A 22,902-nucleotide genomic window follows, 5' to 3' on the forward strand; every position below is an offset into this window, starting at 1 on the left:
CGCGCCCAGCGCGCAATTCGTTGGTAGTATTATATGCGCCATCCACACCATGCGAAGACTTTATTATTTGATCCTGAATAAAGGAGACGAAGGCAATTAATCCGCCCGCGGCACCATCCTTGGCCGGCCACGCGCCCGGCACGCAGCCGGACGCCCCAGAGCGCACTCCACGATAGCCTGGAGGCGCGGATTTGCTAGAGCGCGCTCCTGTATGAGGTGCCGTCGCACTGCGTCCTCGCCTCCCTGGGTCTGGCCTTCGCGCAGCCAGCCGCTATAGGCCTGAGCACGTGCAGCGACATTCGCGCCAAGGTTTAAATAGACTGCATGCGGCGTGACCAGCGGGTCCAAGGCCCGACCGAGATGGGTGTGGACACTTGACCACCGATAGTCTTCCGGATGCGCCACCATCCGAGCACGCGTGGGATTGCGCTCGATATAGCGCAGCACGGTGAGTGCGTAGTGGTCAGTCTGTACCAGACAGGACTTGAAGCGCCCCTGCCACAAGGTCCCGCTACGGCGATGGCGCGCATTGAATGCCTGCACGTAAGACTGCCCGCTCAGCCGCATGGCAGCCGAGACCGCGCCAACTTGGTTGGCCGACACAAACAGGTGTACGTGATTATCCATCAACACGAAGGCATGGATGCGCATGCCAAAGCGCCCACACGCCTGGCGAAGTAGGCGGCGATAGTGATGCCGATCTTCGTCATCCAGGAAGATCGCGCACCGGTTAACGCCGCGCTGGACCACATGCATTGGGATACCTGGAATCTCCAGGCGCGGCTGACGCGGCATGGCAGGTCACGTGACGAGAAGGAAGCTCCAAGCCTGCTCACCACAGGCTTGGCCTGCCATCAGAAATCCCTACAGCGAGCTGTAGGATAACGCAGCTTGATTACTCCGCCCCCTTCTTTGCTCTGTAAAACGCGAGGACACCTAAGAACCCGACCCCATTAACTGGACCCTTTTAACTGGCTGAAAACGTTGGCATACCTCATGATCTCCCCGCTAGTCGTCAGAAATAAACTTCATCCAACCTAAAAGAGCCCCCTCAAAGTCATCAATATTCATATCCAAAGAACAATTCTCGTCGTATAACGAATATATTTTCGCCACCCTATCCTTCAGACGCCCCCCCCAACTATCGCGACTCCAGTCGCAACCGTTAACAACTCCAGACCTTACCGAGCGGACTCTAGATAGCCCTTCCTCCAGCCAAGCCATGGTTTCTTCATATCTTTGGCCACCATGATCCGTAAGTAGGCATGCCAGGAAATCTATTCCATCACGACCTAACACATCAGACCGGCAGTTAGGCTCGCGCGCGCCGCCATCGCCATCCCAGAAGAATATTATGTTCATATAAACCTAGTGCCTATAGCTTCGGAGAGACCGTTGTCTTAGGGTTGAGGTAATCCTCAACTTTCATTCCACTTGGAGTCGTGCCTATCCACTTATTCCCTATTACCGTTCTGTTTTTGAAAGCAATATCAACCTCCACCTTTATCCTGTCAGAAGACCACGATTTCGGAAACATCGTAGAGCCCCCCATTATTAGTTTTTTCCAAAAACTCCCAGGATTACTTGCAAAAAAAGGACGGAGGTAATTATTTCCTGTCTCTGAATCAGCCTTTCCCTACCCAAAGCATCCCCGTGCACCGAAGGTCAGCAGCCTTTTCCAAAGCCACTCTGTCCGGCATACAGGACAAGTATGGCTGACACAGTGCCACGGCAGACAAGACTCGAAATTCCCGGCGTACCGCGGCATGTCGTCCAACGCGGCGTCAATCGCTGCGCGATCTTCCTCGATGACGGCGATCTACAACATTACCTGCAGCTGCTCGCCGAGGCAGCCACACAAGGCATGGCTCTCCACGCGTGCGTGTTGATGACCAACCATGTGCATCCACTCGTCAGCTGCCCGTTCGCCGGCGCCATCTCGCGCGCCATGCGCCAGATCGGACAGAGCTACACTCCCGCATCAACCGGAAGCATCCTCCGCTGCGGACTATCCGTGGTAGAGCGCCAGCGCTAACCTCGGCCTCCTGGTCAGCCCGATGTTGACACCCCACCCGGCCCACGTCGCCTTGTCAGCGGATCCTTGCGAAAGAACGACGTCCTACGCAGCATGGCTGCACGCAGGCATCAGCTGCGAGCACCTTGCCTCGATACGGCGACACATCCAGCAGGAGCGCGCCATGGGTAGCCCGCGCTTCGTCGAGATGGCGGACAAAGCCTTGGCTGCCCAGCGAATGTCCAGCCCCGTGGCAGGCCTGTCAAAGCTCCTGCTTAATTACCTCCGCCCCCCTTTTTTTCAGGGGTGTGGTTGATAAAAAATCAGGTCCTTATTTAGCCGCCGATAACTGAATCCAACTGACTTAACTCCAGCCCAATGGACATTCCTTGCTCTCGCAGATCAATCTATCTCTTCTCTGTGCGAAGATCCAGATTTTGCCGTCGCCTACTGCCCTTCCACCGCTCAAAATATTCCGCCCTTCCCGCATCACCCTTCAACACAAATCGATAATCCCTCTTCAAGAAAACAATAGTTCCGTCACTTGATTCACGCTTCTGGAATCCAGATTTATCCAGGATCAGGAGCACCTCGCCAAACGTATAGCTGGCTGAAAAAATTTTTGCAAGGCATAAATAAATACCAAGGCCTATCGAAAAGAAAAAAGGAATATACACCCCCCCTGATAGAGTCCTATCTATAAAAAACTGATATTCGACTCCAATTGACATGGCGCGAAGAAAAAAGACTAATATTAATATCCATCCGGCAACAAAGCCCGCGAGGCACCCATAAAAAAATAGATGCCTCAACCTAAACTGACTTAATTGCCACGAAAGGGGAGTTGATATAATCCCGCCAACCGCACCAAATAGAACGTCAATGATCATGGCTTGGAGTCACCCGAACTTTTATTCCCTTTAGATTCTTCAAGTGTCGTCAAAGCTCTTTGGACAGACGCCTTTGCTGCCATCTGATTGAGACGAACTATAGCACCCCCCAAGCTCCCCCAGCTTGCGAAGAAAGTCTCGGGTAGAGAGCCTGCGCGAAGCATGCCTTGACCCCATATACTCCAAAAAGCGATCCTGAACCCGCCGCAATCGCGACCGCTCCTGGACTAACCCTGTCTGAGACCTGGCTCCAAAATCCCTCTCTACAAATAAAGGCGACGGAGGCAATTAATCCGCCTGCGGCACCATCCTTGGCCGGCCACGCGCCCGGCACGCAGCCGGACGCCCCAGAGCGCACTCCACCATAGCCTGGAGGCGCGGATCTCCTAGAGCGCGCTCCTGCATGAGGTGTCGTCGCACTGCGTCCTCGCCTTCCTGGGCATGGCCTTCGCGCAGCCAGCCGCTATAGGCCTGAGCACGTGCAGCAGCATTCGTGCCAAGGTTTAAATAGACTGCATGCGGCGTGACCAGCGGGTCCAAGGCCCGACCGAGATGGGTGTGGAAACTTGACCACCGATAGTCTTCCGGATGCGCCACCATCCGAGCACGCGTGGGATTGCGCTCGATATAGCGCAGCACGGTGAGTGCGTAGTGGTCAGTCTGTACCAGACAGGACTTGAAGCGCCCCTGCCACAAGGTCCCGCTGAGGCGATGGCGCGCATTGAATGCCTGCACGTAAGACTGCCCGCTCAGCCGCATGGCAGCCGAGACCGCGCCAACCTGGTTGGCCGACACAAACAGGTGTACGTGATTATCCATCAACACGAAGGCATGGATGTGCATGCCAAAGCGCCCACACGCCTGGCGAAGTAGGCGGCGATAGTGATGCCGATCTTCGTCATCCAGGAAGATCGCGCACCGGTTAACGCCGCGCTGGACCACATGCATTGGGATACCTGCGCGGCATGGCAGGTCACGTGACGAGAAGGAAGCTCCAAGCCTGCTCACCACAGGCTTGGCCTGCCATCAGAAATTCCTGCAGCGAGCTGTAGGACAACGCAGCTTAATTACCTCCGCCCCCTTTGTTTGCTACGGCCGGTGCCATCGCCCTGCAGGTTGTTGGTGCCCACCGGCGGGCCGGAGGTGTTGTTGGCTTAGCTCTAGACCTTGCCTCGGTCGGCCACTCAACCCGACCGCGTTCACTTTGAGTCCAGCCAGTTGCGATAGCCTACAAAGCGCAGGGCGGCTTCTACCGGCTAGCTGTTGCTGGACGGGCCGCCCTATTTAATTACCTCCGCCCCTCTGTTTCCCTTTTTTATCAGCCGAAAAAATTTCTGTAGGCCGCCTCAACCTTCACAGCAATGTCATCCGGCTTGAAAATCAGATTGTCCACTGCGGCAGTTTCAACAGATAACAAGGGGCTCGTAACGGCGGGGGACATCAGCCCGATCTGTTGGCGAACCTTAAAAATCGCGACAACCTCCAAAGGCAGCAAATCAAAAGGTGGGTCCTTAAACTCAGGATCCCAGGCCCCACCCTTATCTTCGGAGTTGGCCAAGTGATATTGGCACAGCTCCTCCAATACACCCACAATCTTTTGCTCATCTGCCCAGCTTTCTACCACCTTCTGGTAAATGCCGAGATTCATAGAATCGATCGGGATAGGCGCAGTGCCTCCTGAATAGATAGAATAGAGCCACAGCATGAAAGGCTCGAATCGACGCTTTTTTAGATAACCGGAATCAACAACTCCGTCAACAGTTAACATTCCAACAAGAACATCGGCAACCGACTCCGCTAGATCATGCCGATCTGCAGCAATGAAGCCAGCCAGTAAGCAACCTGAGTTGCTCAACTGATTAGTCAGGTTCGAAACCTTTTTAATGCCGTGAAGAAATCTTGTTTTGGAAAAAGCCTTTGCTCTGAGCATCAGCGCCCAATAGCGGTAAGTCAGTGCACGAGATACCTCCTCCCAGCCAGAGATATCACCGGCACAGATAGCCACCTCCCCCTGAATGCCGTGAAAAACCGCCAGCATCCCTAATGAGTCAGACACATTGTTCAAACCCTCCAATGAGTCGCAAGCAAGATCTTCTTCAAGATACTCAAGCTCTTGAGCGATCATCCCACCCGACTGAGAAAGCCAATGCCGATGCCGCTCAAGGATTTCTTCTATTCTTTTCATTCTCGTACGCCCCTTGAACCAATACTATCAATTACGCGCCCAAGGCGAGACCCGTAATACTTCACTCTGTAGGTCAACACCAATCAAATTACCACTTACCCTTTCAGGGTCTCGCCTGAACTCCCTGAGCATTTGCCGAGCCTGCTGTTGCTCTGCCAAGCTAATGTTCTTGTAACGACCTTGTCTACTAAAAAAAGTAAAAAAGATAAAAAGGGGACGGAGGTAATTATTTCCTGTCTCTGAATCAGCGTTTCCCTATTCCCGGCGTACCGCGGCATGTCGTCCAACGCGGCGTCAATCGCTGCGCGACCTTCCTCGATGACGACGATCGGCAACATTACCTGCAAGCCCGCACACAAGGCATGGCCCTCCACGCGTACGTGTTGATGACCAACATGTGCATCTACTCGCCAGCTGCCCGGCCGGCGCCATCTCGCGCGCCATGCGCCAGATCGGACAGAGCTACGTTCCCGCATTCAACCGGAAGCATCGCCGGACCGGAACGCCCTGGAAAGGACGATTCAAGTCATGCCTGGTCGATAGCGAAGCCTATGTCCTGACCGTCTATCGCTACATCGAACTCAGCTCAGTCCGTGCCGCGATGACTACCTCCGCTGCGGACTATCCGTGGTCGAGCGCCAGCGCCAACCTCGGCCTCGCGGCCAGCCCGATGTTGATACCCCACCCGGCCTACGTCGCCTTGTCAGCGGATCCTTGCGAAAGAACGACGTTCTACGCTGCATGGCTGCACGCAGGCATCAACTGCGAGCACCTTGCCTCGATACGGCGACACATCCAGCAGGAGCGCGCCATGGGTAGCCTGCGCTTCGTCGAGATGGGGAGAAAGCCTTGGCCGCCCAGCGAATGTCCAGCCCCGTGGCAGGCCTGTCAAAGCTCCTGCTTAATTACCTCCGCCCCCTTTTTTTCGATGACGGCACATGAGGCGGTCAGCGCCGCCAGGCCTAGCCACGAGATTTTTCTAGCAACCACAGATTGATCCTTCTTTGGAAACTCATTGCCAAATCAATGGGCCAGGCACGACTCTCGGATTTAAAGCTGATATGCGCCATCACAAAATTGCGCCCCTCTTTTTTTGTACCGCTGGTGCAAGCGGGCCCAAAATCCGAATATCACCGACACCTTACAGGAAAATCCGCATAGCCACATGCCTGCCGTAGCAGGCGGCGATAGTGATGCCGATCTTCGTCATCCAGGAAGATCGCGCACCGGTTAACGCCGCACTGGACGACGTGCATTGGGATACCTGGAATCTCCAGGCGCGACTGACGCGGCGTGGCAGGTCACGTGACGAGAAGGAAGCTCCAAGCCTGCTCGCCACAGGCTTGGCCTACCATCAGAAATTCCTGCAGCGAGCTGTAGGACAACACAGCTTAATTACCTCCGTCCCCTTTGTTGCGCTAAGCCACTCAAAGACAGAGCTTATTCCTTGGATATTTTTTGCAATAAGGACTACTCAATCTCTTCTGCCGACTTGGCGGCGGCGCCACAATATCGGAACGGCAATTAGGATATGAATTTCTCCCATTACGGCACACATCATAATCACTATTTATGCCGTCATCATATTTAAATCCAATAGCCATCATGCACTTGTGCATGAGAATTGCGTCACCCACCTCAACATCAGTTTTTATAAAAAAATTTCCATATTCCCCGAACGGGCTTGGATAGCCACATTCGAGCATACTTTTCTTCACGTCAAATTCAGATACTTTATCTTTCTTCCACTGCATATATACAGGTGGAGGAGGTTGAAATGGCTTGCCCTCGCTACATGAAATAACAATCAGAGAGTAAAAGATAATTAATATATTTCTACTAAACATAGTCAACATCCTTTACTGAAACTCGATTGCCACATTTTAACTCACTTATTTCCAGGCCTAAACTCAGCCTGCTCCCCGGGAGAAGTCCCCCACAATTGATGGCAGAGTTCTGCACCTGTGGATCCATAGCAACTATGGACCGTATTGGTACCACCAAGCATTCTCCGGACTTCTTTCAGCCAACTACTCCCATCCGGAATTGTTCCGCCAGTCGCCGGATTTCCACCAACGTACCTACCCACAAAATCAGCAAAGTGCGTCTGATAATTCAAAACCATGGAATTCATGAGCTCCGGATCAACTACTGAACTTCGATCCTGTAAATTAGACAGCAAGGCATCAGCCTTGGCCGCATTGTAGGCCGAACCGAAAAAACTGATCGTGGTACCACTCAAGACTCCTTGCGACCCTTGCATTCCCGTTACCGACTCCAGTGCATTGCCTATAGTCATACCTCCACGGCTGTGCCCATCCAGATGCAAGCCATCCTGCCCGTACATGAGCATCACATCCTTAACCTCGGTCGTGGCATTGGCCAATCCCCAAAAGTCGTTCTCGAGAAACTTCTGGTATCCCGCAACCAAGAGCTCGGAGAGCGCATTATCCGCCTCAGGATAATGGACAAGATATAGCGGCCCATCCCCTTTGTTGTGCTGCGCCGCGTAACTTGCAGCAGCCTCAGGCTTACTGTATTCGCCATTAAAAATTCCATTGGTAGCCAGATTAACCTTGCCGTCCGGACCGGCTCGCAAACTCAGCTTTTCTTCATCCGAAAGCGGCCTTGACTTCACCTCACCACTCTCTGGGTCAACTGTTACCTCATAAATCTCTGCCTTTTCGACGAAACTGACCTTGTAGGCTTCGTCCGTGAACTTGACGGCCTGATCGTATACGAGATGCTTGGCGATCTGATCGGCGATGGCATCGTCCTGTAAATGTTGCACATCAACTTTTTTCAAGGCCGTCTGCGGCGTGGTCGCGGAGCGTGCCAGACCATCGAGCGCCTGGGCGTCGCCATTGCGGATTTCGACAAGACCCGCTGCGATATCGCTGGTGGTGGTGTTTGACCGGCTTTCGCGTTCGCTACCCATGCTCATCAAGTTCTCACCGATGCCCCTGGCGGCTGCGTACTTGCTGCCGCTGAGCATGTCGCTGCTCACCGCGAGACTCATCACGTTGGCGCTGCCGGAAGCCTGATTCTGCAGGTCCGACACTGTTAGGCTATTGGTCGAGAGGAAGTTCTTACTGGCTTCGGCACTGCTGGCTATCACCGCACCCGTCAATTCGGTATTGCCACCCACATTGACGTTGAATCCGCCGTCTCCTGCGAACAGCCCAGCCTGCTCAGTCACACCCAGATAGTTCCCGTTTGCACCCGAGAGGCCGGCACTGCCGCCGCCGCTCAAGTCCCATGCCGTGCCGAGAGCCACTTGCACACGGATACCAAACCCGCGGTCCTTGGACTGGCTCTGCACCTGATCCTGCAGCGACTCGATGGTCAGGTCGCCGCCAGTGTTCACGTTGATGGTGTTCGCCTGCGCCGCCGCCCCGCGCAGGGTGGTGTCACCCTGCGAACTCAGGTTGATGGTCTGCCCGGCCAGGTTGGTGTTCTGGTAGGTCGTGCTGTCGCTGTCCGAACGGTGACTGCTGGCGCTGGCCTGTACGTAGGCATACACGCCGGTCTGTGCGCCCACCGCCACGCCCACGCCCACTTCAAAGCCCTTGCTGCTGCCGCTGTCCTTGACGGAGCTGTGTGACTGCCCAGCTTCCAGCAAGAGATCGGCCGCCGAGTCCAGGCTTAGTGCGTCCCCAGCACGCAGGTTGCCCTGGACCACGTGGATATCGCCCTGGGTACTGGTCAAGCTAACGTTGCCGCCACCGCTGATGGTGGAGCCCTGCGCGATCTGGCTCTGGCCCTGGTATTGACTCTTGTTGCTTGAAAAGCCGACACCGGCCTCGGCACTGATCAGGGTCCCGCCGTTGCTGACCGCACTGGCGGCCTGATAGGCATTGGCCGCCACCGCCATGCCCTGCATCGCCTGCAGCCGGCCATCGGATTGGCGGGCCGCCTCCACGTTGTTGACCAGATCGATGAACGGCGAATTGACCCGGGCGAAGGCACCGATTTTCAGGGCCTTGTCCTGCTGCGAGGCCGCGCCGAGGTCGTCGGCCGTCAGCACATCGATGGAAGCCGCCGTGATGTCCACATCGCCGGCAGCGACCACGTTGCTGGCGACCTGGGTGTATTTGCCGCCCGCGCTCATGTTGACGTTGCCGCCCAGGCTGCCCACCGAACTGGCCACCTGGGTGACCTGGCTGCTGTCGTCCTGGTGTTGTTCGCGATGCCAGCCACTGAAGCGCTCGGTGTCGGAGATCACCACCGTACCGATGGCCTTGCTGTCGGACTGGTTGGTATTGCTGACCGTATCCTGGCCGCTGGCGATGGTCAGGTCACGGGCCGCGTGGAGATTCACATCACCGGTGGCGACGATGTTGCTGCCCGTCAGGGCAATGTCGCCGTGGCTGGTGGACAGGCTGGCATTGCCACCCACCGACAGCTGGGTGCCGGTGATCGTGTCGCTACGGCCAAGGCCATCGCCCTGCAAGTTGTTGGTCCCCACTGGCGGGCCGGAGGTGTTGTTGGCAAAGCTCCAGCCCTTGCCCTTGCTGGTGCTGCTGCTGGACTCGGTGTTGTGCGCTACATCGAACACGATGTTTTGGCTGGCCAGCAGCAGCGCATCGCCTTCGGCTGACATCTGCGCGCCTTGGCTGGTGATTGAGCCGTCGCTGGCCAGCAGAGTCAGATTGCCGCCAGCGGCCAGCTGGCTGACTCGCGCGTCACTGGCGCTGTGGTCCTGGGCGCCGCTGGCGCGCTGGCTGCCAGCCTGCACCACCACGGCCGTGGTGGCTGCCGCGGTGCCCGCCATGGCGCCGTCGATCCTGCGACTGTCCCGGCTCATCGTCGAGCCGCTGTCGGTGGTGCCCTGCGTTGAGCTGTCCCGCGCACTGCGATAGGCCGCCGCGGGGTCCAAGGTCAACCCCACCGAGAAGTTGCTGGATTTGCTGGACTGGGCATCGTGGCTCTCCACGGTGTCCTGGCGCGCCTGCAGCTGGATGTCCTTGGCCGCCAGGGTCAGGTTCTGCCCGGCGGCCAGGTCGGAAGCTGCGATGGTCAGCTGGTTGCCCGCGCTGACCGTGAGATTGCCGTCCAGGGAGGCCACCGTGGAGGCCACTTGCGTGGTGCTATCCAGCGTACTGTCGCCACTGCTGCGTGCCTGGCCGTAGCCCACGCTGACCACCCCGCCGGAAAACCCGCCGGTCAAGCCGGACTTCTTGACGCTGGCGCTGTGCGCTTCGCTGCTGGTGTCTTGCGCTGACTCGATGGTGACGTCGTTCCCCGCTGCCAAGCGCACATCGCCATCGGCCAGCACAGTCGAGCCGACCAAGGCGAGGTCGTTCCCCGCAGCGATCGACACCGTCTCCCCACTGAGTGAGCTCCCGATCGCCAGGCTGTCGTGCCACTCGTCATGCGTGGTCGTGGTCTTGCTCTTGAGGAAGCCCTTCTTGGTCCTTTTGGAATCGGCCACCGCGTCGTGCTGCTCCTGGGTGGCGAGCAGGCTGACGTCGCGGCCCGCCGCCAGGGCGATATCCCCGGACTCACTGGCCGCCGAGGTCGTGGCCAGGGTCAGGTCGCGACCAGCCTGGAGGGTGATGTCGCCGCCCGCGCCAAGCTGGGTCCCCCGCACGGTCTCATCGTAGAGCGAACTTGCGCTGGAGTTGCGCTTGCTCCCGCTGCTGCGATCCTGGGCACTGTGATCGACGACGGCCTGGCTGTTGATGTCGCGAACGGCTTGCACCGCCAGCGCGCCACCAGCGCCAACCTGCGCCGCTGTCAGGTTCACGTCGTTGCCCGCCGCCATCAGCACGTTGCCGGCGCCCTGCACGCTGGTCCCAAGATGGGTGACCTCATCGCTGCGGATGAAGTTACGCGCGTTGCCGGTGATGTCGGTGCTGCGAGACAGGGTTTGGGTGGTGAGATTGAGATCGCCAGCGGCGACCAGCTGGGTCAGGCCTTCGGTCCCGGCGTTGCGGATCTGCGCCGCCTGCAGGGTGACATCCCCCCCCCCCACCACCGACAGTAGGCCCGGGCCCGCCGTGCCGGTGACGTAGAGACCCGCGACACGATCGATCTTGGTGAGCTCGCCCCCCTGGGCTGCCAGGCGTTCGGTGGTCGAGGCGACGGTCACGTTGCGGCCCGCCTGCAGCGACAGCGCGTCGCTTGCCGTCACCGTGCTGCCGATGATGTCGATGTCCTGCTTGGCCTGCAGTCCGACCTGCCGGCCGCTGATCTGGCCTCCGTCCAGGTTGCGGATGTTGTCGGCATTGATGGTGACCAGCTGCCGGCCCGCGATGGCGCCGCTGTTGACCAGATTGCCGCTCAGCTTCATGTCCACGTTGGCACCGGCCAGCAAGGCGCCATCGTTGTCCAGGTCACCGGGCATCACCCGCAGGTAGACCTGCGGCACCAGGGCCTTGGTCTTGGTGCCGTCAGCCAGGGTCACCTCCTGCTCCACCAGCCAGACGATGTCGCTGGTCAGCTGCGCCATCTGCGCCTCGGTCAAGGCGACGCCGGGCCGCAGATTCCACTGCTTGGCGACCGTGGCACCGGCCTCCATCAGGGCCTGGTACTGGGCCTCATCATCGGAATAGCCGTCGAGGAAGCGACGTCCGGTGAGCTCTCCGATCTGCTCGCGCACCAGCTTCTGCTCGTAGAAGCCGTCGCCCAGGCGCTTCTGCAACGCATCGGCCGAGTAGCCCATCTGGTTCAGCAGGTAGTCCGAGCCCAACCAGTTGCGGTAGTTGGCGAACTGCGGATCGGTCTCGACCAGGTAGCTGCCTCGGTTCACATCCACATTGAACAGGCTGGCTGTCGGTGCGCTGGCATCCGGTGAGGTGGTGACGACAAGATGCGGGTCGTTCCCGGAAGCCGCCACCGCGCTCCGCTGGTCCACCGCGCTGGCGCCTACCGCGCCTGACTGAGGGCCCGCCTGCACCGCGGTGTGATCCAACGCGCTCGCACGCGACGCCAGGCTTGCGGTGATCTTGCGGGTGGTCGCTGCGCCCTCGCCGGCCGCACCGATCTGCGCCGGCCCCTGTGCGCTGGCCGAGCCGGCCTGCTGCCCACCGACCTGGTTGGGGCCCTGCACCGCACCTGCACCCGGCCCCACGCCACCGACCGCTGAGCCGCGTGTGTCGAGATTGGCCAGATTGGCCCCGTCCTGGACATTTGGCGCGTCGCGGCCCGTGTTGTCGTTGCGCACGCTACCGACATCGATGCTGAGATTGCCGTTGGCGGTGATGCCGGCGCCTACGGTTCCGATTTTCTCGGAGATGGAGGGGTTGCTCCAACTCCGCGTGGTGCCGTTGTAGGCATGCGACACGTTGCTGAAGCTATAGGTTCGGTAAAGCGTCAGGGCGAGATTGGTCACAGAGGCATCGCGGGTCAGCCCGCTGATGGCCAGGTTGCCGCCCGCGGCGATGCTGGCGTATTCGTTGCGGAGTGCGTCGGTACCCAGGCGCATGCTCCCGCCCGAATGGATCACGGCCTCCGGGCCGGCACCAGGCTGAAGTACATCCTCCACGACGGTCTGGGTGGCGATGCGGTACTGCTCGTTGTCCTTGAGACCGCCGCCTCCCGTGCCCTGCGGATTGGTGAGGATGTGGTCGGGATCGGTGTAGGCATACTGGGCCCAAAGCTGGACGCAGTTGGTGGTGCAAGTGCCATAGGCACTTGAGTAGGTCAGGCTGTCATCGACATATTTGAATTGGGGCGAACCGGGTAGGATCTGGGACACTTCCGCAAACGGATCATCCGCGCCGCTGGCAACCTGATCCGGATTTGCCTGGCCGTCCTGTCGCCCGAAGTAGTAGACCGTCACCGTCCCTGACTGGGCATCCAGTCGCGACCGCTCGCCGCTGGCCATGTACATCCCGCCGCGCGCAAAGAAGTACGCACTGGTCTCCGGCGTCAGGCGAATGACAGCGCGATGGACCGTATAGCCGTCAGGAGTTATGTAGGGCGTGTCTTCGAGGATGTCATCCGGAGCGAGGTAGTAAACGACGCTCGCACTGTAGTTACTGGTCTTACGGATATTGGACGTGTCATTGGAGCCGTTGTTGCGCCACGTCGGTTGATCCAGACGGACAGGTGCTTTTTTGGTTGTGCTTTGAGTGACGACCACGTTCTGACGGATATTGTTGATGGCCGTCGCCTGCACATCCAGATCGCCACTGATCTCGATGGTTGAACCAAGATTGTCCAGCCGACCCGCAACACCGGACGCAAGCAGGTTGCCACCCAGCGTCCCACCGATCGCGGCATTGCCATCACTGAAGATCAGGCCCTTGCCGCTGTTGACCAGGGTGCCCACTCCGAGATCCAGGCGTTGCCGCGCTGCGATGGTTCCGGCATGCACGGCGCCATTCGCGTTCTCGGCAACATTGTTGAGCGTCCCTGCCTGGATGGCGACATGGTCACCGTAGATGCGCCCGGTGCCGATGTTGTTCAGGGAGCCGGCGCTGATGTGGGTGACACCACCGTCCAGCAAGCCTCGGTTAGTCAGCTCCCCGCTCGCAAGCAGGTGGGTCAGGCCCACGCTGCTGATCTCCGCACCCGCCTCGTTACGGATGTTGTTGGCGCTGATGTCCACGCCGCCGCCTTGCAGGGCACCCTGGTTATCCAGGTCGCCCTGAATATCCAGGGTCAAGGTGCCGTTGGCCGCGATCTGACCGACGTTGGTGTAGCTCTGCCCAAGATCAAGGGTCATGTCACCCTGGGAACGCAGCGAGCCCGTGCCCGTGATCTGCCGGGTCCCGATGATCAGGTTGCTGCCTGCGGCGAGCGAACCCCCGCCGTTGCCGATGGTGTCGGCATGCAGTTCGGCCACTTCCATTGCGGAAATCTGGCCCGCGGTGTTGTTGAGACTGCCGCTGACCTGCAAGCGCATGCGGTCTGCCAGCACCTGCCCGCCGCTGTTGTCCAGCGCGCCTGTCGTCAACTGCAGGTAGCGCCCCTGGAGCCCGAGTGCCGGGCCATTCGAAGCACTGAGCGTGCCCTTGTTGTTGACGCTAGCGGCCTGCAGCTGAAGCGTGCCGTCGGCGGCCACCAGCCCGCCATGGTTGTCCAATGCGCCAGACAGGGTGATCTGCGCATCACCGCCAACGGTGACCGCCCCGCCGCCGTTTCTCAGCTGCTGAGCATGCAGGATCAGACTGCCCGCACCAGTCAGTGCGCCACCATTGGTATTGTCCAGCGTCGTGGCGGTGATGCTGGCCGTCCCCTGACTGAAGACCGCGCCGTCGCGGTTGTCCAGTGCGCCGCTGTGGATCTCCAACATGCCGGCACTGTTGATGCCGACACCGTCGGTGGACGTGTTGAGCAGCGACTGGCCAGCAGTGTCGATGCGCAGACCGCCGACCGACTGCACCAGCCCGCCAGTGTTGTCCAGCAGGCCGGTCCGTAGATCGGCGCCCCCAACCAGACTGGCCAGGGTTCCTGCGCGATTGTTCAGCGCCTGCCCTTGGGAATCGACGTCGACCGTGCCTGCGATGATCCGTCCTGTCTGGTTATCCACCCCATGGCTGGCCAGATGCAGATCGGCGCCGGCCTGGACCAGGCCGCCAGCGTTGCGCAGCTGCGAGGCGGTCTCCAGCTGCAGATTCGTCCCGGCCGCGAGGGTTCCCGACGCGTTATCCAGAGACTGCGCAGTGACCACACCATCGCCGCCGGCAGAGACCATGCCGTGCGCGCTGTTGTTCAGCAGGCCATCGATGGTGACGTGCAAGGTCGAGTCGTCATCGCTGTAGAGCGTGCCGCCACGATTGTCGAGGCTGCCGGCGCCGAGGGTGAGGTTTCCCGTGGTCAGCAGCTGCCCGCCCTGGTTATCCAGCGCGCCATCCACGCTCACCTGGTTGTCGCCGCTGCCCGCCGCTTGCACGGTGCCATGACCGTTGAGCAGCTGCGCGGCGCGCAGGTCCAGGGTGCCGTTGCTGGCCAGGCTGCCATCGGCATTGTCCAGCGTGTCCCGGACCTGGAGCGACAAGACACCGGTGCCGGCCGCCGTCACGGCTCCGCCCGCGGTGATCAGATTGCCGGTGTGCACGGCGATGCTTTGGGCGGTCGTGGTGCCGCCGCGCAAATCGGTCTTTTCGCCGGTCAGCTGCAGCGCCCCATTACTCAGCAGGGAGCCGCCCTGGCCCTCGAGCGTGTCCGCGTCGACGGAGAGCAGGCCGGTGCCGGACTGTTGCACGGTGCCGCCCGCATTGCCGAAGACGGCTGCGTTGATCGTCAGCGCGCCGTTGCTCGCCAGCGTGCCGTCATTGCCATTGTCCAGGCGCTGCTGGGCCAGCAGCGTGCTTGCCTCGGTGCCTGTCGCCACCAGGCTGCCGCCTCGGTTGTCGAGATTGCTGACGCCGATGTCCAGCCGCTCGGCACTGAGGGTGGCCCCACGGTGATCGACCGTGTCCGCACGCAGTGTCAGTGCGCCCGCCGTCGCAATCACGCCCTGCTGGCCCTGCAGGTCGCCGGTCCGCAGGTCGAGGCCACCCAGCCCTGCGTGATTGATCTTGCCCGCGACATTCAACAGGCTGCCGGAACGGATCTGCAGCGCGTCCGCGTTGCTGGCGAGCGTGCCCTGGCTGTTGTCGAACGCGCCGGCGACCTCGATGCGCGTGTCGGCGCTTCCCGCAGAACTCAAGGTGCCGCCGACGTTCGATAGGGAGCCGGCATCGATCTGCTGCGCGCCGTTGGATGCGAGGGTGCCGCCGTCATTGATCAGCGCCTCACGCACCGTCAACGACATGGCCTGCTCGCCCGTGGCGCTGACGGCGCCGCCGCTGTTGTCCACGCTGTCGGCGGTGATCTCGATGCTGTCGGCCTGGACCTGGCCATCGCGCAGGTCCAGCGTCCCACCAGAAAACGCCAAGGCATCATGGGCGGTGATGCTGCCCGCCTGGCCCAGCAAGCTCCCGGCTTCGATACGCAGATCGCCGTTGCCGGAGATGGCACCATCACGATTGTCCAGCCGATCGGCGCGGATCAGCGAAGCGGCTTCACCGGCCGCGATCAGGATCCCGTTGTCGTTGATCAGATGCGCGGACTGGATATCGAGTGCGCCGTTGGTGCCCAACGTGCCCCCGGTATTGTCGAGCAGGCTGTGCGCCTGCAGGTGCAGCGCGTCACCGCCCAGTGCGCTGAGCTGACCGCCCGCAGTGACGACATGGTCGCCCACCACGTTGATCCGCTGGGCGGTGGTGGTGCCATCGCGCAGATCAAGCTCTTCAACCTGCAGGTCGATCGCGCCATTGCTGAGCAGCGTGCCACCCGCCCCGCGCATGGCCTGTGCCGTGATCGCAAGATTGCCTGCCCCGGCCTGCTGCACCGTGCCTCCGGCATTGCCGAAAGTCTGTGCTTGGATCTCCAGACTGCCGTTGCTGGCCAGGACGCCGGCGTCGCCATTGTCCAGAACGCCTTGGACGTCCATGCGATTGGCGCCGTCGCCCGTGGCGGTGATATGACCGCCGCGATTGTTCAATGCATCGACATCCACGATGAACTGGGCCGCCTCCAGGGAGGCCCCCTGGTGATCCACCGCCCCGGCATCGAGCTGCAGCGCCCCAGCCGTGCTGATCGCGCCATTCGCGCCATCGATTTGCCCTGTGCTGATGCTCAGGCCTGCGGTGCCTGCGTGACGGATGACACCAGCGGCGTTGACCAGGTTGCCGGACTCGATCCGGAGCGCATCGGCGTTGCTGGCGATAGCGCCCTCGGTGTTGTCGAGCGCGCCAGCCACCCGCAGGGCGGTGCCGCCCGTTCCCGCCGAGTTCAAAGCGCCGCTGCGATTGGACAGGGCCCCAGCCTGGATCTGCTGAGCCCCGTTGGCGGTGATGTTGCCCGCTTCGTTGCGCAGCAGGCCCTCTACCTGCACCTGCATGACACCATCCCCCAGCGATACCAGGCGACCGCCGCTGGTATCCAGGCTGTCGGCGGAAATCGCCACGTCGCGGGCGCGTGTATCACCGCGCTCAAGGTCGATGTGCTGGCCCTTGAGTTCGAGCCGGCCATTGCTGGCGATGCTGCCTTCGACACCTTGCAACGACGCCGTCTCGATGTGCAGCAGGCCATCGCCTGCCTGGTCGATGCTGCCACCTTCATTGACCAAACTGGTGCTGTCGACCTCCAGGTCACCGTTGCTCGAAAGCACGCCATCCTGGTTCCGGAACGTGCCGCTGACGTGGACCCGGCTGGCGCCAGCGCCGACCGCCATCAAGCTGCCGCCATCGTTGATCAGCGTGGCGCTGGTGATCTCCAGCGTCCCATTGCTGCCCAGTGTGCCGCCCGCGTTGTCCAGGGTGCGCGCCACCTGGAGGTGCAGAGGATCGCCACCGGACGCGGTGATTGATCCGCCAGCGGTGGTGAGATCCCCGGCCAGCACGTCGATCTGCCGCGCAGAGGTGGTGCCATCCTGGAGGTTGGCACGGTCGGCGGTCAGTGACAGCGCGCCGTTGCTCAGCAGCGTGCCGCCCTGCCCTTGCAGATCAGTGGCGGTAATGGACAGCGCGCCGGAACCTGCCTGCTGGACCGAGCCGCCTGCATTGCCGAAAGTCGTTGCGTCGATCCTGAAATCGCCATTGCTGGCCAACAGGCCCGCGTCGCCGTTGTCCAGGCCATGCGAGACACTGATCGTGCTGGCCCGATCGCCGGTCGAGACCACACGTCCACCGCGATTGTCGAAGTCTTCGGCGACAAGGTGGATCTGGCTGGCGACCAGTTGGGCGCCGCGATGATCGGCGCGGCCCAGATGCAGGTCGGCGGTGCCGCCCGTGGTGATGAGACCCTGGGTGCCTTCGAACAGATCTGCCCGCAGGATCAGACCATCGCCGCCGGCCTGGCTGATGCTGCCTGCCGTGTTGTCCAGCGTGCCCAGCAACAGTTCCAACTGGCCGGCATTGCTGGAAATGCTGCCAGTGCGGTTATCGAGCTGGCCGATCTTCCAGGAGGATGCGGCGGTACCGCCGTGATAGAAGCTGCCCCCTTCATTGAGGAAGGACTGGGCCTGCAACCCAAGGGTGGTCGCGAAGGTCATGCTGCCATCGCGATTGTCGAGCTGCTGAACCTGCGCGTTGGCCGGTCCCTCGACCTGCAAGGTTCCACCGACATTGCGCAGCGCCGCGCCGCTGACCTGGAGTCCGGCCACCCCCAGGATGCCTGCACTGTTGTCCAGGCTGTTGCTGGCGTTGAGCTGGAGATCGCCCGTGCCCTGGATCAGGCCACCGGTATTGTCCAGTTCGCCTGCAATGTTCAACACGCCGGCGGGCAGTGGTGAGGACGGTGTGCCCGGCGTTCCGCCTGCGCTGCCGTCGGTATCCACCGCGCCCGTGGCCGGCTGGTCCGGCTGGTCCGGGCCGGGAGCGGCGGTGCCGCCGGTCCCGCCGCCGGTCCCTGGACCCGTCGCGCCGGTGAGCACCGTTCCGATCCGGCCCTGATGATTGCTGATGTTGGAGGCCTGCAGTTGCAGGGCCTGCGTGCCCACCTGTTCGATGCTGCCGCCGGCATTGCGCAGGGCATCGGCCTGGATCTGCAGGCGCCGCGCGTTGAGCGTGCCTGCGCTATTGTCCAGATCAGCGGGCGTGGAGATCGCCAGTTCGCCCGCGGCGCTGAGCGTTCCCGCATTGGCGACGCCGCCGGCAGCGGAAACGCGGACATTGTCCTGAGACTGCAGCGCGCCGGTATTCTCGAGGCGACCCTCGGTCGTGACCACCAGCTCCCCTGCCTGGGCTCCGATCTCACCGGCGTTGCGGACGCCCACCCCATGCTCGTTGCCGATCAGCCAGATCTTGTTGGCGAACATGCCTCCCAATGCGCCGACGTCCAACGCCAAGGTTGGGGCGGTGCCCTCCGTGGTGATCGCCTGGACGTGCGCCTGATTGGCGCTGACCTGGTTCGCGCCCAGGGTGGCCTGCAGCTGATTGGCCCAGATTCCCGCATTGACCTGCAGCGAGCGCGTGATCAGGTCGGTGTAGTCCGCTCGACTGGTATCCAGCCCGGCGCCCGACACCTGGATCGCGCCGCCGTTGACGCGGTAGCCCTCCAGTGCGCCACCTGAGAGCACCGGCGTTCCCGTGGTCAGGGTGACGCGGCTGGCGTTGAGAAAGCCGCCACCATCGATCTGGATGCCTGCCGGGTTGGCAATGACCACTTCCGCGCGCTGCCCAGCGACCTCGACATAGCCATTGAGCTGGCTGGCCGGCCCGTTGACCTCGTTGAGGATGATCTTGGCTGAGCCCGTGGCCAGCCAGGGATTGCCCTGCACCCAGCCACCGAGCTGGGTCTGGGTTTGGTCACGGGCGTTGTTGAGGATCGCGCCCTCATGACCGACGTCGAACTGCGAATAGCGATTGCGCGAGACACCCGCCGATGACGGCGTTGCGATGTTGACCACCGGGACGTCATTGGGCGCGGTCAGCACCTGCGGCCGCTCATGGCCCGGGGCTGCCGGATCTCCGATGATGCGACCGGTCGTCTGCGCGTGGCTTGTTCCAATGACGCTGACCCATCCCAGCGCACAGAACATGGCAAACCGCAGGCGGGAGAGCGAGGCGCAAGGACGGCCCGCATCAGCGACGCGGACGCTTGCGCCCCGTGCGGTCACCAGCTCGGAGGCGACCTGCCAGACCCGCAGGGCGCGGTTGAAGACCAGACGATAGATCCGATTCATTTCACGATTCCTTGTGCAATCAGTAGCGCCACGACAGGCTGAAGCCGGCGGTCGTATAGGCCGTCGAGAAGTTGTTGGGCTTGTTCAGAGGTGCGCCGGCGAACACGTCCATCGAGACGTGCTGCCAACCGCCGCGCAAGCCGATGGCCATGCCAGCCAGCGCATCACCGGCCTGGTATTGCGCAGATGGGCCGCCGATGTGACCGTAGTCCGCGCCGAGATACGCCTCGAAACCCCCACCTAGCGCCACGCTGAGGTCGTTGCGCAGCAGCCAACCCCGATCGCCGCTCAATGAGAGCTCACCGTCGAAGCCACGGACCGTGTAGCGCCCACCGATCGCGAAACGGTCCTGGGGAGTCAGAGGGGTGCGATTCCATTGCGCGCGCCAGCCCGCGGTGTAGCGCAGACGCTGTTGCCCCAGCTGGAACGGGACGGTCACCTGTGCGTCGGCGGTGATCAGCTTCAGGCGCGAGGTGCCTTGCAAAGGAATCTGCGGGTCGAAGTCATGCGCGAGTTCCTCGGGCGAGTGCAGCGCCTGGAAAGCGCCAGTGCCGCGCCGGTACGTTAGTCCCGCGTCCAGCGTGGTCGAGCCCAGGAACTGCCGATGGGTGAGCCCCAGCTCCCAGCCCGCGGTCCGGCGACGCTGTACCTCGATCTCGGTGTCGTCGATGAAGTTCTTGGACTGCTTCCACCATCCGCGTGCATAGACGCCAAACTTGATGGTGGCATTGCGAAACAGCAGACGATCGATGCGCACTTCGGCATTTCGGCTGCGACCACTGTATTCATAGCTCTCGATCGCACCGGCGACGGCCTGGTGGTAGTCGTAAGCACTCCCGGTCAGGCCGAACAACCAGTAGCCGTAAGGCACATCGTAGTGAGCCGTCCAGCTGTCGGTCTCCTTGCCCGCAGCATTGAAGACACCCTTGCCAAGGCTGATGTAGAACAGGTCGCTGACGCCGAGCGGGTTGTCCAGGGACGCAGTGCCATTGGCCTGCAGCTTGCCGGTCGCCTTGCTCCCGGCATCGTCCAAGCTGAGGCTTGCGCGCAGGCGCGAACGCTGCTGCCAGGCGATGGCCAGATCGCTCTGCCCCGGGCCTGTCTCTGCGCCTTCGGCAGGTTCGATCTTGATATCGGCGCTGACCGTCGGCACGCGCTGCAGGTTTTCCAGGCCCTGCTCGATGTCGCGCAGGTTCAACAGCTCTCCTGGACGGACCGGCAGCGTGTTGGCGAGCGTCGTATGTGCCGCCGCAAGGTCGACGAAGCGGGTCGCATGGACGCGCCCCGGCACCAACGTGAGCGTCAAGGTCCCCTGCTTGAGGTCCTGCGGAGCGGCCAGCACGCGACTGGTGACATAGCCCCGCTCGATCAGCGCGTTCTGCACGCGCTTCATGACCAGATTGATGCCGGCAGTCCCCAGGCAGCGCCCGGTGGCCGGATCGGCCTTCGGATCGGCCGCCTTCAGCGACCAGCGAAAGTCATCGGCTTGCGCGCCGCTCAGCGCGATGCGCGCGATCGGGAAGCACGGCGTCTCGTCAGCAGGCAGCCGTTCGACGCCATCGTCCGCTGGGCGCTCAAGGCGCACGTCCGGACGTGACTCCTGCTGCTCACGAAGCTGTCGCTCGCGCTCCTGCTGCCGAAGGATCTCCTGCGCAGCTGGATCATTCGCCTGCTGTGCCAGTGCTTGCCCAGTCGAAACCGCAAGCAGCGCCGCACACCACACGGCACGCAAGCGCGCCGGTCCTACATCCCCTGTATCCACCACAACGTACCGCCTAGCTCGTCTTGAACTACTTCAACCGGTGCTCCGCACCAGTCCCCTAACATCATCTTAACGGAGATGCCCCGGGCAAAATGTAGGAAAAAGCCTCGAAACGGCACTTAGATTGTCCGAGACGACCCTTGCATATTCCAAAGAGCGGGTTGCGTCACAAATCCTGCCGCATGGCGTTGAACAGCTGCCGTAGCGAGTGAGTCGAGGTAACGCAGCGCTTCATTGAACCACTGGTCGAAGAGCCAGCACTTGGTTCGGAAGGAATGCAAAGCACCTCCCGAAGCCGCATTGCACCTCCGGACGACACCAACCACGCCCCTAGGAAGCCAGCTCGATCTTGTCCGCCGCCCCGGGGGGCCAAGCGCATGGCCCCTTCGCGGAAGTCGCATTCGCCGCCGCCCCTGTTCAGCCCTGCCGTCACGCATCGGGCACGCCGCCGGCGGGATGCTGGCCGTCCACCGGCTGCTGGATGCGCGCCATGATGCGTTTGATGAGCTCCACGCTGTTTTTCGGCCTGGGTCTCGGAATCGGGACCCTGCTCAGCGATGCTGGCGGAACCGCTGGCACGGCGGGTGTCTCGGATATCCAGGACGCGCGCCTCACCGCCGGGGACGCCGCACCCCTGGACCGCGCGACCGAACGCGTCCTGCCCATGCCGGCCAAGGGCCCGGATGGTCCCCTGCAGCGCCTGGACGCATGCCCTGGCAACTGCGTGAGCGCCGAAGCGCACCGTCCGGCACAAAGCTGAGCGCCCGGCAGGCGCTTGCGCGCCGGCGAATTTATCCACATAATGCGCGGCTCGCTGCGTCCGGCTCCCGCCGGATCAGGGTCAGGAAGCGCGATTTCCGGCCCGCCCGGCAGCGGATCATTCCCGTATCGCATGGCCTTTGACGCGTTCCGCGGCATTGGCCGGGGCCGCCATCTCCCAGGCTATGGGCGATTCAATTTCATCGAGGTGCACAGATGTCCCGCGTATGCCAAGTGTCCGGCAAGCGAGTGATGACCGGTAACAACGTCTCGCACGCCAACAACAAGACCCGCCGCCGTTTCCTGCCCAACCTGCACGAGCGTCGCTTCTGGGTCGCCAGCGAGAACCGCTGGGTCAAGCTGAAGGTTTCCGCGCACTCCCTGCGCACCATCGACAAGAACGGGATCGACTCCGTTCTGGCTGAGCTGCGTGCGCGCGGCGAGAAGATCTAAGGAGAATCATCATGGCAGGCAAGCGCGACAAGATCCGCCTGATTTCTTCGGCAGGCACCGGTCACTTCTACACGACCGACAAGAACAAGAAGAACACCCCGGGCAAGATGGAAATGAGCAAGTACGACCCGGTCGTGCGCAAGCACGTGATCTACAAGGAAGGCAAGATCAAGTGACGCAACGGCGCGGGTGCTGGCACCCGCCCTTGCCATGGCG

General features: G+C 61.5%; 13 protein-coding genes and 1 pseudogene. 7 read left to right on the forward strand and 7 right to left on the reverse strand.

What is annotated here, in order from left to right; genetic code table 11:
• Window positions 1–96: 96 nt before the first annotated feature.
• Window positions 97–795: a transposase gene (locus tag PJ250_RS06420; RefSeq protein ID WP_271647749.1), complete on the reverse strand. Its 699-nt coding sequence runs from the start codon at window positions 793–795 to the stop codon at window positions 97–99.
• 916 nt (window positions 796–1,711) lie between these two features.
• Here PJ250_RS06420 and PJ250_RS06425 point away from each other — a divergent pair.
• Window positions 1,712–2,035, forward strand: coding sequence for a transposase (locus PJ250_RS06425; protein ID WP_271647751.1), 324 nt, complete (start codon window positions 1,712–1,714; stop codon window positions 2,033–2,035).
• A gap of 386 nt (window positions 2,036–2,421) precedes the next feature.
• Here the strand turns inward: PJ250_RS06425 and PJ250_RS06430 are convergent, their stop codons facing one another.
• From PJ250_RS06430 to PJ250_RS06440, 3 genes are all read right to left on the reverse strand, one after another.
• A complete protein-coding gene (locus PJ250_RS06430) occupies window positions 2,422–2,904 on the reverse strand; it encodes a hypothetical protein (RefSeq protein WP_271647752.1) in 483 nt (160 codons plus the stop codon).
• Window positions 2,905–3,192: 288 nt separating this feature from the next.
• Window positions 3,193–3,852 carry a transposase gene (locus tag PJ250_RS06435; protein WP_271647754.1) on the reverse strand — a complete coding sequence of 220 codons (660 nt, stop codon included), beginning with the start codon at window positions 3,850–3,852 and terminating at the stop codon, window positions 3,193–3,195.
• 370 nt (window positions 3,853–4,222) lie between these two features.
• Entirely contained in the window at window positions 4,223–5,089 is an 867-nt protein-coding gene (locus tag PJ250_RS06440) for a hypothetical protein (RefSeq protein WP_271647756.1), read from the reverse strand.
• A gap of 397 nt (window positions 5,090–5,486) precedes the next feature.
• On the opposite strand from PJ250_RS06440, the gene PJ250_RS06445 reads away from it, so the two are divergent.
• Entirely contained in the window at window positions 5,487–6,086 is a 600-nt protein-coding gene (locus PJ250_RS06445) for a transposase (protein ID WP_333909505.1), read from the forward strand.
• A gap of 166 nt (window positions 6,087–6,252) precedes the next feature.
• Here the strand turns inward: PJ250_RS06445 and PJ250_RS06450 are convergent.
• A pseudogene (locus tag PJ250_RS06450) lies at window positions 6,253–6,345 on the reverse strand (transposase); the annotation flags it as partial.
• Between the two features lie 632 nt (window positions 6,346–6,977).
• Window positions 6,978–17,261 carry a hemagglutinin repeat-containing protein gene (locus tag PJ250_RS06455; RefSeq protein ID WP_271648557.1) on the reverse strand — a complete coding sequence of 3,428 codons (10,284 nt, stop codon included), beginning with the start codon at window positions 17,259–17,261 and terminating at the stop codon, window positions 6,978–6,980.
• 264 nt (window positions 17,262–17,525) lie between these two features.
• On the opposite strand from PJ250_RS06455, the gene PJ250_RS06460 reads away from it, so the two are divergent.
• Together PJ250_RS06460 and PJ250_RS06465 are read left to right on the forward strand one after the other, a co-directional pair.
• Window positions 17,526–18,320, forward strand: coding sequence for a hypothetical protein (locus PJ250_RS06460; protein ID WP_271647757.1), 795 nt, complete (start codon window positions 17,526–17,528; stop codon window positions 18,318–18,320).
• A 159-nt stretch (window positions 18,321–18,479) separates the two neighbouring features.
• Window positions 18,480–19,100 (forward strand): hypothetical protein, encoded by a 621-nt coding sequence (locus PJ250_RS06465; protein ID WP_271647758.1) that lies wholly within the window; start codon window positions 18,480–18,482, stop codon window positions 19,098–19,100.
• 631 nt (window positions 19,101–19,731) lie between these two features.
• Here PJ250_RS06465 and PJ250_RS06470 read toward each other — a convergent pair.
• Window positions 19,732–21,420, reverse strand: a complete 1,689-nt coding sequence (locus PJ250_RS06470; protein ID WP_271648558.1) for a ShlB/FhaC/HecB family hemolysin secretion/activation protein — start codon at window positions 21,418–21,420, stop codon at window positions 19,732–19,734.
• 544 nt (window positions 21,421–21,964) lie between these two features.
• Between PJ250_RS06470 and PJ250_RS06475 the strand changes: the two genes are divergently transcribed.
• The 3 genes from PJ250_RS06475 to rpmG all read left to right on the forward strand — a co-directional run bounded on the left by PJ250_RS06475 (window position 21,965) and on the right by rpmG (window position 22,862).
• The gene (locus tag PJ250_RS06475) at window positions 21,965–22,234 is read left to right on the forward strand and encodes a hypothetical protein (protein WP_271647759.1); all 270 of its coding nucleotides are present in this window, start codon (window positions 21,965–21,967) and stop codon (window positions 22,232–22,234) included.
• A gap of 215 nt (window positions 22,235–22,449) precedes the next feature.
• Window positions 22,450–22,686, forward strand: a complete 237-nt coding sequence (gene rpmB / locus PJ250_RS06480) for a 50S ribosomal protein L28 (RefSeq protein ID WP_014159265.1) — start codon at window positions 22,450–22,452, stop codon at window positions 22,684–22,686.
• 8 nt (window positions 22,687–22,694) lie between these two features.
• Window positions 22,695–22,862, forward strand: a complete 168-nt coding sequence (gene rpmG / locus PJ250_RS06485; protein ID WP_205956734.1) for a 50S ribosomal protein L33 — start codon at window positions 22,695–22,697, stop codon at window positions 22,860–22,862.
• The last annotated feature ends 40 nt before the right edge of the window (window positions 22,863–22,902 follow it).

Source organism: Pseudoxanthomonas sp. JBR18, from assembly GCF_028198165.1.
Taxonomy (GTDB): domain Bacteria; phylum Pseudomonadota; class Gammaproteobacteria; order Xanthomonadales; family Xanthomonadaceae; genus Pseudoxanthomonas_A.